At 42.5% G+C, this 12,686-nt stretch carries 9 protein-coding genes and 1 pseudogene; 1 reads left to right on the forward strand and 9 read right to left on the reverse strand.

Annotated features, from left to right (window positions below):
* The 6 genes and pseudogenes from VLN09_RS00955 to epmB all read right to left on the reverse strand — a co-directional run.
* Positions 1–221 (reverse strand): annotated as a pseudogene (locus tag VLN09_RS00955) (hypothetical protein); the annotation flags it as partial.
* A gap of 90 nt (positions 222–311) precedes the next feature.
* Positions 312–1,271, reverse strand: a complete 960-nt coding sequence (locus VLN09_RS00960; protein WP_325243224.1) for an AAA family ATPase — start codon at positions 1,269–1,271, stop codon at positions 312–314.
* Between the two features lie 50 nt (positions 1,272–1,321).
* Entirely contained in the window at positions 1,322–1,777 is a 456-nt protein-coding gene (locus VLN09_RS00965) for a c-type cytochrome (protein WP_325243226.1), read from the reverse strand.
* A 136-nt stretch (positions 1,778–1,913) separates the two neighbouring features.
* The gene (locus VLN09_RS00970) at positions 1,914–4,007 is read right to left on the reverse strand and encodes an EAL domain-containing protein (protein ID WP_325243228.1); all 2,094 of its coding nucleotides are present in this window, start codon (positions 4,005–4,007) and stop codon (positions 1,914–1,916) included.
* Between the two features lie 181 nt (positions 4,008–4,188).
* On the reverse strand, positions 4,189–5,994 hold the full coding sequence (locus VLN09_RS00975; protein ID WP_325243230.1) for a hypothetical protein: 1,806 nt from the start codon (positions 5,992–5,994) through the stop codon (positions 4,189–4,191).
* Positions 5,995–6,154: 160 nt separating this feature from the next.
* Positions 6,155–7,162 carry an EF-P beta-lysylation protein EpmB gene (gene epmB, locus VLN09_RS00980; protein WP_325243232.1) on the reverse strand — a complete coding sequence of 336 codons (1,008 nt, stop codon included), beginning with the start codon at positions 7,160–7,162 and terminating at the stop codon, positions 6,155–6,157.
* Between the two features lie 171 nt (positions 7,163–7,333).
* On the opposite strand from epmB, the gene efp reads away from it, so the two are divergent.
* A complete protein-coding gene (gene efp / locus VLN09_RS00985) occupies positions 7,334–7,906 on the forward strand; it encodes an elongation factor P (protein ID WP_325243233.1) in 573 nt (190 codons plus the stop codon).
* A gap of 141 nt (positions 7,907–8,047) precedes the next feature.
* Here efp and VLN09_RS00990 read toward each other — a convergent pair whose 3' ends face one another.
* The 3 genes from VLN09_RS00990 to VLN09_RS01000 all read right to left on the reverse strand — a co-directional run bounded on the left by VLN09_RS00990 (position 8,048) and on the right by VLN09_RS01000 (position 11,971).
* Positions 8,048–9,850 carry a GAF domain-containing hybrid sensor histidine kinase/response regulator gene (locus VLN09_RS00990; protein ID WP_325243235.1) on the reverse strand — a complete coding sequence of 601 codons (1,803 nt, stop codon included), beginning with the start codon at positions 9,848–9,850 and terminating at the stop codon, positions 8,048–8,050.
* Positions 9,851–9,871: 21 nt separating this feature from the next.
* On the reverse strand, positions 9,872–10,759 hold the full coding sequence (locus VLN09_RS00995) for a tRNA threonylcarbamoyladenosine dehydratase (protein ID WP_325243237.1): 888 nt from the start codon (positions 10,757–10,759) through the stop codon (positions 9,872–9,874).
* 228 nt (positions 10,760–10,987) lie between these two features.
* On the reverse strand, positions 10,988–11,971 hold the full coding sequence (locus tag VLN09_RS01000; RefSeq protein ID WP_325243239.1) for a TatD family hydrolase: 984 nt from the start codon (positions 11,969–11,971) through the stop codon (positions 10,988–10,990).
* Positions 11,972–12,686: the final 715 nt, after the last annotated feature.

The raw sequence follows: 12,686 nt of genomic DNA on the forward strand, positions 1-12,686 counted from the left end.
AGATAAAAACACAAGCCCAGTACCAAGTTATTGCCATAGTTAATACCGGCAATAAAAGTAATTATAAGCAGTACCGCAAATAGCATGCCTTCATGGCTAAAAAATATATAGACATTACGTAGATTGAGTACAGCGCTATCACTTTTTGGTGCCCGCGCGGCAAACCAACGGCTTAATGCAGAAGTAGCTGGTACGGTTAAGGCTTTTGGCAAAAGGCTCATGACTACCCTATCCTTACCATAGAATTGATACTTTTATCGATAATAAACGAGCAGCTTTGGAAGTGAATCTATTATGAGCGAACAAAATGTTCAAACAATAACAACCACTTCTGCCAAAATACGCTGTGCAATAGTTTGCGTCGCTACTCCCCCAGTCACATGCGCGGGAACAAAACGCTGACCGAGGCGATGATCCGTGACCGCTGCAAACACCGCTTGAATATCTTCAGGCGTGACTTCCATATGTCCCGATACATAGGCGTAAGCTTGTGCGGCACGCTGTAATGACAGCACACCACGCGGCGATAGTCCATGATACTCTTGGCTTGCCCGTGTTTTTTCGACCAATCTTTGCAGGTAATCCAATACCACATCGGCGACATAAACCTGCTTAACACCTTGCTGAGCCATCAACACGGCTTCCGTATCAAGCACCGCATCCAAACTGTTTAAAAGCTCGCGGCGATCTTGACCTTTCAATAATGCTCGCTCTGCTGCAGCTGATGGATAACCAAGCGATAAGCACAATAAAAATCGATCTAGCTGCGACTCAGGAAGTGGGTAGACACCCGCTTGCTGCAAAGGGTTTTGAGTTGCTATCACAAAAAATGGCTTGGGTAAGGGATAACTTTGCCCATCTTGGGTGACTTGCCGCTCCTCCATTGCTTCAAGTAACGCACTTTGGGTCTTGGGGCTTGAGCGATTAATCTCATCAGCGAGTAGCAACTGAGTAAAGATAGGACCTGCGCGAAACTCAAACTGCCCTCTACTTTGATCATAGATACTCATACCCAATATATCAGCAGGCAGCATATCATTGGTAAACTGCACACGGCTAAAGCTTAACCCTAGTAATTGCGCCAACCCTTGTGCCAACGTCGTCTTACCCATACCCGGTAAATCTTGCAACAATAAATGTCCACCCGCCAAGATACCGCTAAGCGCAAGCTTAACCACCTGTGATTTGTCCAATACGATTTGATTTAACTGCGTCATTAACTGAGTAATTTTTTGCTGATTGTGACGATAGTCGTTAGCGGTATGGTTCATTATCGATTCTTAGCTCATTTTTTAGGGTAACAATCAGGTTCAATCGGGCGTTATTTTATATCATCAGCCGTTGGCACCGGTGCGCGAAGGGTAGACAAATAGGCAATCACATCAGCACGTTCTTTGGCATCGGGCATCGGGTCTGATAGCATCTTAGAGTCTGGCATGGCTTTTTCTGCATCGGCAATATAAGTATCGAGCGTTTCGGCATCCCATACCCAACCGGATGCTGCCAACCCTTCACTATAAGTATAGTCTGTAAGCTGTGCTGCCGACGCGCCATAAATATTCATCAGCTGCGGTCCTTTTTTATTGAGACCAGGGTTTAGCTGATGACACTGCCCACAAGCATCCTGATAGATGAGCGCACCATTATCCGCATCGCCTGCCGTATAAAGCGGTAGGGTGACAGGAGTACGATAATCTGGCGGCGTACGCTCACAAGCACTCAGAAAGAAAGTGGCGGCAAGCATAGCACCGAGTTGATATTTATTGACCATAGACATGTTGTTGTCATCTTTTATTGAGAGGTGTTGATTGTGGCTGAGTCTACATCAATCGTCACTTTATGCAACGATTGATGGACATCGATAGTTATATATAGAAAGGAGATATAAAGTATTTATGCAGATAAAATAAGGCTTAACTTTCGCTAGAGACTTTGATGGTGTTACTCGGCGCTTCTAGATAATAGCCTTGTAAGTAACGTGCACCCACACTCCATGCAACCGACATAGTGGCTGCATCTTCAATATAAGGCATCAGTACATCAACGTTAATCTCATTAGTACGAACAATCAGCGATTTAACCGTTTCCAGATTGTCAGCAGCATCAATCCCTTCGACGTAATTACGGGCTAAGCGCACCATGTCAGGATGAACGAAATTGGCAAGCTCTACCGATTTTACCGATGAGCCAAAATTATTGATGCCGAGCTGACAGCTCATTTGATTGAGCGCGGCAAACTGAGATTTTGCGACCGTTAAGTAATCAGAGATGTCTTTTTCATTGAACTGCAGTGTCAACGCCCCAACTTTACCACCGATGGCATTGATGAGCTGGCTTGCAACACTGGGCAGTTTTTTATCGATTAAAGACGCACTGGTTAACTGCACCAGTAACCGCGCCTCTGGATGGATTTTACGCACTTCATTGATTCTCTTACAGGCATTAATTAATACCCAGCGATCTATTTTTTCTAACAATTGATGAGATTTGGCAACCGCCATAAACTGATCTGGAGTCAATACGGTATTCTCAGCATCTGCTAGCGGCAGCCGCAGGAATACTTCAAAGAAGTCACTATGATCATTATTGATGTCATATATTGGCTGGAACAATAACTCAAAGCGATTATTCGTAATGGCATCGACCAGAGATTCTGCTAGCGCATGATCGTCACTATTGGCGTGTTCACTTGCATCATATAGATGATAGCGACCGCCATGATTGGAGGTTTCAATCATGATTTGATTGATGGCATCCATGGCGCGCTCAAGTAGCACTCTAGGCTCAGGGGTGTTTTTTTCAATTTTAACAATAGCAATACTTGCCGTCGTGCTGGTTGTACGCTTATCCACTTCAATAAGCATCTTACTGATACTCATACCAATCTGCTCAGCCAGCTTTTCAAGCGCAGCTGTCGTCTGATTTTCTACCAAAATAGTGAATGCTGTATCACTAAAGCGGCTGACATGACCATCGACTACCAGCTTATCTAAGGTATTAGCAACTTGTTTCACGGTACTATCAATGCCTTGCAGACCTAAACTGCTTCTAATTTTGCCGACATTATCGAGTTGCACATACAAAAGTGCCGCCGTCAAAGTCCCCTTTCTTGCCTGCTCATATGCTGCCGTCAGCTGCTCTTCAAAGCTATGGCGATTATCAATGCCAGTTAAACTATCTTTACGTTCAGCCTCCGCCAAACGTTTGGCGACCTCAGCACTGTTACTATTATTTTGTTGAATAATAATCTGTGTAACTGGCTCACCATCTAAGGTTGCCGAGGCTAACTGTAATTTTGCCTCAAAGGTAGTACCATCTTTACGTCGACTCTCAAAGTTAAACTCAACATCTTTCCGGTCACCTTTGTCAAACTGACGCAAAAACTGCTTAAAGGCTTTAACATTATCACCACCTGCAATCAAGTCAATCACAGGTATGCCGATAATGTCATTCATCGCCTCAAAACCAAATAACTGCAGATACGGATCATTGGCAAAGATATGAATACCTTGATCAATGTATGCGACGGCGCTTTTTGAGTTTTTAATCAGGACGTTTGCGCGCTGTTCTGCCTCAGAGAGCACAGATTGTAATATCTTAAGCTGTTGCCGACTGTGCAAGTTTTCGTGCAACAAGCGAATAGCCATGATGACTGCTATTTCTTGCTCTGCACAGAGTGCTTTAACCATCGTACCATTCACGATAGATGGCAAGCCTTCGTCATTATGAGCATTGGCTACAGTGTCTTTATTCATCAAACAAACCGATGGCAAATCAATACTTTGCTCTTGAATAATACCAACCACATCGGTAAAATTCATATCGTACGCTTGACCAAAAACCAACACATCCCATGATTGACGCAATGATTTTAGCAACTCATCTTTATCATCCAAAAAACCTAAATTTACGCTGTCATAGTAAGAACCTAGCAAGTGTACGAGGCGCTCAGCATAAAGCTGATCATCATCGATAACCAATAAGTTTAAGATGGACTGAGTACGCATAAAAAGCCTTTTTTAATCTTGTAAAATGATATGAGTCGTCGCTGCCCTGTGGTCAATGTGTATAAAGTAGTAGCAGCATACAAAAAATAGCGTCGTCGTCATTATAAACAATAATTGAATCGACTGCTTCTTAACTTACTATAGCAATTGTTAAATAGTGCAAATCAATGGGTTTATTCCATTAAGCTTGCAGCACTTCATATTGAATAAACTCATCGCTCGTCATTAACCTGCGTCCTAAGCACAGAGTTTTTTGTTGCTTACTGATACGCATCATAACCTTATCGCCTGTTTTAAAATGCGAAGGCGGTAATAACAGACTATAAGTCGTTTGCAACTGCTTATCTTCTCCAATCACAAAGGCTGGCATATAATGCCAGCTACGCTCCACTCTGTCTTGCAAGCGAATGCCGCAGGCTACTAGCTTATGACCAAGAACTTGCCATTCAAGCTCGGCTAATTTGCTATCGACATCTAGCCAACGTACCACTCCCATAGACCACTTATGCGAGATTGGCGAGATAGTAGCATCCTGTCGGCACAGTAAAAAAAGGCTCATCGTCTGTAGCATTGGCGGTGCGATAGAGACAAGATTATCGGTTTTATCGATTGTTATATGAACATTTTTCCTCATTGATTCAGAATAGGCTGATGCCGTTTTGTGACCTTGCAGAGATTCGGCTGTTAGGGTCTCATTTGGCTCATCTGAATCTGGCAGTAGTCGCAGAGTACGAAACTGTGACTGCTGATCGTCACTCTCAAATATTTCGACCGTTAGCTCTTTAGGGGTAGCCGTTTTTTTTGGTAAGGTGTCATAAAGCGGCTGCTGATGCTCTGATAATGTTTTAGATTCTATTAGGCTACTCAGGCTCTTGTTGTTACTGATCCGATAATGTATGTCATTAAAGCCCATTAGTATCGTCGCCGTTTGCTTTGCACTATGATTGATAAAAAGCACGCTCCTTGGTTGAATATACCGGTAGCTTATCGCCATCGAGACGGTATTAAGCAGGTAATACTCAATCCCTCTCCTATCGGCATCGATTAGAGTCTGAATGCACGATTGTAAGTACGTAACCAGAGGTTCAAGCTCTATGAATAAGCACGTGTGATGTGCCTCATATGGATTGATAGCCGAAAGAGCGGTCAGATAAGTCGGCGGCTCTTTACTCTGTAGATTGACGAACACGCGCGTTGCCGTGCGCGGCTCTATAGTAGCGACCACCTGCTCTGCCCACTCTGGCAGCAGACGATGTAGCAATAAAATATGTGATCGACGCAGTGCCCGTACGTTGAGCAAATGGTGCAAGCATAGTTGGCAATATAGGTGATGGATAGTATCAACAGACTGCGTCGTCATATAACCACTCAAATTAATAGCAGATGCTTGCTGCTGATACGCGATAAGATACAACTGATTGATATTAGCCCATATATCAGACGGTAGCTTTTGATAGCAAATGGCGTTCTCAAACAGCAGTTTTTGATACATCAACAGCGTTTGATAAATAGCAATTGCTAAGGTGACGGGTAACGATCTCTCACTGGTAAAGTGACGCTGCCACAGACTTTTAGCGGGTTGTTGCTGCTTGTCTTCTAAAAAGGCAATTTCGCGGTGTATCACGCCGTTATAGGTCATAACCATCGAATAGTATAGCGACTTTACCTGCGCCACGTATGCAAGCTGAGCCTGACTAACAGCGCCTGTCTCATAGATATAATGTTGGCGCAGCGCTGCGATAAGTGGGTTGGCGGCGTTAATGACAATCCTAATCAAGGTCAGACGCTGCCTATCATCTATATTAGTCAGACGCAATTCTATCAACAACTTTTCTATTTGCTCGGTTTGCTGCGCCTCTGTATGCGCTGGTAATAGTTCTGCCCATTTATTCAGATGCGACTCATCGCTATTTGCAGACTTAGCATAAGTCTCTAACAAAGGGGGATCAGCGGCTAAGTATTCTCGAAACGTCGATAAATTTACCATTACTGTCCTTAGCAATCGCGTAAGCTATTCGTCCGTATATAAGATTGTATTCTTAAAAGAGAATATTGATATTACAACATTTCCCTATTACTATTTTATTGACTTCTATCATATTTAAATAACAGAAGCACAAATTACTAAGCCCATCATAGTGCACAACTTACTTTATATTGTAAACATTAATTGGTACTTTAAAAGGTTCGTTGGGCAATTCTCTTACCAGCTTAGGCACTAGGTAACCCGGCAGCTTCGCCAGTAATGACCAGTAAAGCTCGATTGCAAAGCGCTCATCACTATCAAAGTGAGCAGCGCCCGCCACCTTATCTAATACATGCAAATAATAAGGTAACACGCCAGCGGCAAATAAACGCTGACTTAATGCCGTTTGCGCAGTGACGCTGTCATTGATACCTCTTAAAAGTACCGCTTGATTTAATAACGTTACCCCAGCTGCTCGAGTGCGTTGTAAATACTCTGCCGTCAGCGCATCAATCTCATTAGCATGATTACCATGAATGACCATTACGATTTGGCAGCGGCTCTGTGCCAAACGTGCCAATAATACCTCGTCCAGCCTTCCTGGAATCACGAGTGGCAGCCGAGTATGGATTCGAATAGTGGTCAGTTGCTCAATCTCCTCCAAGGTATCTAGCCAAGCAAATAGACGCCTATTGGTCACATTTAATGGGTCACCACCGCTTAAGATAACCTCATTTATCTCAGGATGGGCGCTGATATAATCGATGATGTCTTGTTTTGCACTGGCAGTTGGCATATTGGCACTGTAGTCAAAATGCTGACGAAAGCAGTAACGGCAATGAATTGCGCACGCACCGGTAATGGTTAACAGTACTCTTGATTGATATTTATGCAGCATGCCTTTGACTGGATTGTGAGAATTTTCCGCTAATGGATCGCTCACATAGCCGGTCACTGCTATTTGCTCTTTTCGATTGGGTAATACCTGTCTTAATAAAGGATCATTTGCATCGCCGACGGTCATTTTTGCCACAAAGGCACGCGGTACTCGCAGCTCAAAATGCTTAGGCACATAGACCTCGGAGCGCAGTGATTGCAGCTGTAATATCTCAAGCAGCTCATCAATAGAGGTAATGGCTTCGGATAATTGCGTTTGCCAGTTTTTTTGTGTGATTAAATGGTTTATCATGACAACCTAATACCTGTGCCCAAAAGCCGATATTATACGCTGTTAGGACGTCGCCTATCAAAGCGTACTGTCCATCATTTAAGCAGCAATCGCGACTGGCACAGCAAGTCTGATATCGAATGTTCAATACACGACCTACAACCGTTACTTATAAACCCTTAGGAGTCTTCTGTGGCAAGTTTTTCTACCAATGAATTTAAAGCTGGTCTCAAAGTCATGCTCGATGGCAACCCTTGTGCCATTATTGAAAACGAGTTTGTCAAACCAGGTAAAGGCCAAGCCTTCAACCGTGTCAAATTACGCAATCTTCGTAGTGGTAAAGTATTGGAACAAACCTTTAAGTCAGGCGATAGCTTAGAAGCTGCTGATGTTATGGATACTGAAATGAACTATCTCTACAACGATGGTGAATTTTGGCATTTCATGCATCCTGAAAGTTTTGAGCAGATTCAAGCGGACAAAACAGCGATGAGCGATTCAATAAAGTGGCTAAAAGAAAACAGTAATGCACTATGTACCATCACTTTATTCAACGGTGCTCCTCTTTCAGTAACACCGCCTAACTTTGTTGAATTACAAATCACCGAAACCGATCCTGGTGTTCGCGGTGATACCTCAGGTGGTGGCGGTAAGCCTGCAACACTAGAGACTGGTGCTGTGGTACGTGTACCGTTATTTGTACAGCAAGGTGAAGTAGTTCGTGTAGATACGCGTACTGGCGATTATCAAACGCGTGTTAACTAAAGGTATTAACGGATAGCTTTCATCTATCTGGTATACCCCTGTAATAGCAAAAAAGCTTAACCGCTCATAGAGGGTTAAGCTTTTTTTATGACTTGTTTTTTAATGATTTATAAATAATAACGGAGTCACGTAAATTGCCACTTATTCTTCTAGTGATTGCTTGTGCATCAGCCAATACTGCACCAACGCATTGAGCTGCTCTTGTTTAAAGGGCTTGGTACAGTAATCCTGCATACCCACATCGAGATACTTTTTGCGCTCGCCCTCCATCGCATTGGCGGTCAAGGCAATAATGGGCGGCAAATCTTGCGGCGCATACAGCTCATGCAGCTTAATGGTCGCCTGTACGCCATCCATAATCGGCATATGATGATCCATCAAAATAACATCATAGCGATCAGGATATAACGCAAAAATCTCGATTGCTTGTTGTCCATCATCGACGTGAGTGACCGTATGACCACCATTAGTAAGAGCCTTTTTAGCGATAATAGCATTCACATTGTCATCTTCAACCAATAGGATATGACCAACCAACTCATCGCTTGGAAATGTTACCGTAAAGTCATTTTCCGCTTGCCATGTCTTATAATCTTTGATATCAATACAGGGTAGCGGCAATAACACTCTAAAGGTCGTCCCAACACCAACTTGGCTATCTACTTCGATATAGCCGCCCATCAGCTCAACTAACGACTTACAGACAGACAATCCAAGTCCTGTCCCACCATAAAGTCGGTGGGTATATTTGTTCGCTTGATTATAAGCATCAAATATTGCTTCCAATGATTCAGGCTTAATACCGACGCCAGTATCTGTGACCTCAATACATACAGTCATGTCTTGGTGAGTCGCTGCAGTGCCTCTATGATCATAAATGGTAAAATCCAAACTGCTATTTTGATATTCTTTAGCATAATTACAATCCTGATTATCCAGACAAGGATTGTTCTGCATATGTTTGACATCAATCGTCACACGCCCGCCTTCACGGGTAAACTTAATCGCATTATTGACCAAATTCACCATCACTTGCTTAAGACGTACCGGATCGCCTTTAACATAAGGCGATAGCGACTCGGTATAATGATAATTCAAAATCAGACCGCGTTGGCGAGCTTTGATGGTAAATAAGCTGACAACCTCATTACAAATGCTAGATAAGTTCATCGGGATAGAATCAATGGTCATTTTACCCGCTTCGACTTTTGATAAATCCAAAATACCATTGATAATCGCTAGTAAATGCTCATTGGAGACTTTTATATTCTCGACATACTCTCGTTGTTCAACGCTCAGTATGGTTTCACTGAGCATCTCAACCATACCGATAATGCCATTCATCGGTGTGCGTATCTCATGGCTCATATTCGCCAGAAAATCTGACTTCATCTCATTAGCATGCTTAGCATTACGTTGTTTGTCTTGTAGTTGTAAAGCGTCGGCAGCCATCACTGCAAACTGCATTAGTATTTTTGCTTGTTCGTTACTAAAATCATGATGAGGCTTCATATCCATCAAAATCATAGAACCCACACGGTATAATTTATCGTCGTCATGCATAATGATTGGTGCACCTGCATAAAAGCGCAGATAAGGTGACTCTGTAATCAATGGGTTTTGGCTAAAACGCTCATCAGCTGCCAAATCTGCTACCACAAAAACCTCGTCAGAGAGCACCGTATAATTACAAATGGCGACTTTACGCGTCGTGGTACAAACACTGCCAAGTCCATGCGCAGATTTTAGGTACTGTGTTTCTTCATCCATAAAGGTGATGGCAACTACTGGCATATTAAAAAATAGTCTTGCAAGCTCAGTCAGGCGCGCGAAAGCAGGTTGTTCGTTAGTATTGAGTACCTGATATTTTTTAAGTCTATTAATACGCTCAACTTCATCTTCTGCGATAGGGTAACCACGTTCTGGTAAGTTCGATATAGACAAGATGAACTCCATAAATTTATATCAGAGGCTTGGCTTAATAGCCGCCTGCTTAAGCAATAATTGTAATGCTTCACTCACCATAAGCATCGCCACCACTGACGTAACCACTACCGCCGATCCATAACCGCCACAGTGTAACCCACCTGTCTGACAGCTTTTGTCCACACGCGGCGGTTCTGTCGAATAAACACATTTGATACCAAACTTCTCTTTTAAGGCACTATTGATGCCTTTTTCATGGCGCAGTTTACTGCGCAATTTCGCTAATAACGGATCTTGATAACTGTCGCGCAGATCGCCCACTATAATCTGGCTTGGGTCTATTTTACCACCTGCTCCGCCAGCACATATTAATTTTAGTTTATTAAATCGGCAATGCAGGGCAATGGCAAGCTTGGCATTCATATCATCAACACAATCTAAAACCACAATTGGACCAGTTTGCGCCGCCATTTTTGCTTGTTCACGGCTAGGGAGCAATGTCGCTACGTTCTCAGTGGTCAAAAAATCATCTACCAAATGCAGCGTAACTTTTGGATTAATCTCACGAATACGTGCCGCCATCGCCCCAATTTTACTGTGCCCAAAGGTGCTGTCTAACGCTGGCAGCTGCCGATTGACATTGGATGCTACCAGCACATCTAAATCAATCAAGGTAATATTGCCAACTGCTGTACGCGCTAACGCTTCTGCTGCCCAAGAACCCACACCACCAACACCAATGATATAGACATGAGCAGCAGAAAATATATCCACGGCTGAGCTGCCATACAACGTCTGCGTTCCTTTAAAACGGCGCTCATATTGCTCAGCATCATGGTCAGGCACTGTTAATTCTTCTGGTGCAAGATGAGGTTTAGCAGGCTGTGATTGGGGAACGGCTGACTGCCCACGTGTATCTAGATTCATAACGACTTAGCGACTCTGTTAAAATTTTATGATTTTTTAATTGGTTGATATATCAGCTGACTAAAAATGTGTACTAAAGATTTCATAGTAAATATAGTCAGTCCTAAACAAAAGACATACAAATATTATAACGTACTACTGGGATTAATTTTTCTTGCTTGCTGTGCCTACGCAGACAGAAGCTGCGAACCATTAATCCCAGTAGCACTGAACTCTTTTAAAAATGGATCAACGATAAGACCATTTAGTTTGCAAAGCACTACAGCTGTTTTGCCACAACTGCCGAGCAAGGGTATGAGCGGGAACATCGAGTAATGCACTTAAGCTATACAACACATATGGCAAATTAGCAGGAACATTCCTACTATAACTAGGCGTATCACCCCATTCATTATCTAATCTTTGCCCAAGCGCTGACTGAGCATTAACCGATTCCTGACACATAATGGGCGTCATATCTGGACAGTCAGTCTCGATAACCAAGCATTCAATACCATAGCTCTCAACCGCCGCTTGAATAGCAATCCGCAGTTTTTTAGCATTTGGATTGGTTATTTGACCAGTAACGCCAAGCTTAAACCCTAGCTTTACAAATGCTTTGGCTTCTTGTACACCGCCACTAAAACTGTGGGCAATACCACCAAGCTTATGCGCATCATAATCATGCGCTTTTAATAAAGCCAGCGCTTGAGCATGGGCTTTACGAATATGAAGCATAACCGGTAACTGATGCGTCACTGCCATATCCAGTTGTGCGACAAAAAATCGCTGTTGTTTGGCCATCATTTCAGGCTGCTTCATGGCATCGGTAAAGGTATCTAAACCTATTTCCCCTATTGCCAATGGGCGATTTCTATTCAACAGCAGCGTCATGTCTTCTAAATGCGCTTCTGTATGCTCCTCGATATAAAACGGATGTAAACCAAGCGCAATATGTACTTTTGGCGATGAAGCCTTTTTATGACTGCCTATTACCGTATCCAACTGAATTGAGGTAGCTAATTGATGCTGAGTATCATAAAGGCGCGAAAAATATCGCTGTAGATAGCCGACCAATACCAAATGACGTACGCCTTTATCATAAGCCAGACGAACTTGCTTGCCTCTATCATCATCAAACATCGGTGCATCAAAATGTGTATGAGTATCAATTAAAGGAAAAATAGTCGTTCTGTCTTTATGATGGATACTTGATACATCACTAGCAATCATCAACAAACTCCAACATTAGTTATTCAAAACCATTGAGGTGACAAATCTTTTTTTAATCAGCCACTTCTTAGGCTAACCGTTATCTATGTTTTTAGTATTTTTTGTAGGATGAGAGTTCTGAGATAACGGCTTATCTGCCTTTTGGCTACTTCGTCTAGGAATCAGTAATAAGGCCACGCCTACCAAGCCTAATGTCAGCCACTTCTTTGTATGATTAGCACGCGCCATTATAGTACCTTTTTTAAATAAACTGACAGATAACGCCTAGCCGATGCTTCATAAATAACACTTTATAGATAATATTCATCTATTTTAACAAATATACTGTACTGTTAGTAGAAGCGCTATATACCTACGTTAGCTGTTTTTATTATACGCATATAACAGTGGTAAATGCTTGTCTGTTTTATAAAAAAACAAACTAAAGTTCTTTTTTATAAAACACCTTATATCTAAGTATAGTAAAACTTTAAAAGATGGATGAAAGCAGAGTTTGGTAAGTGATAAAAGCCTAGCTAACTTATTAAAAAACAGTAATCAATGGGCATAACTATTTAAGGAATACGTCTTTATTCCAGTACTTAGACTATCGATTCAAGTTGGTGCCAGCGGCAATTTTCCTTTATATTCTGGCATGCTCTCAAGCAAGCGCTGCGTCAAACTCATATCCAACATACTATTGCCATCGATATACAAGTCGCCTAAACGCTTATCC

The organism is Psychrobacter sp. (assembly GCF_035469765.1).
Taxonomy (GTDB): domain Bacteria; phylum Pseudomonadota; class Gammaproteobacteria; order Pseudomonadales; family Moraxellaceae; genus Psychrobacter.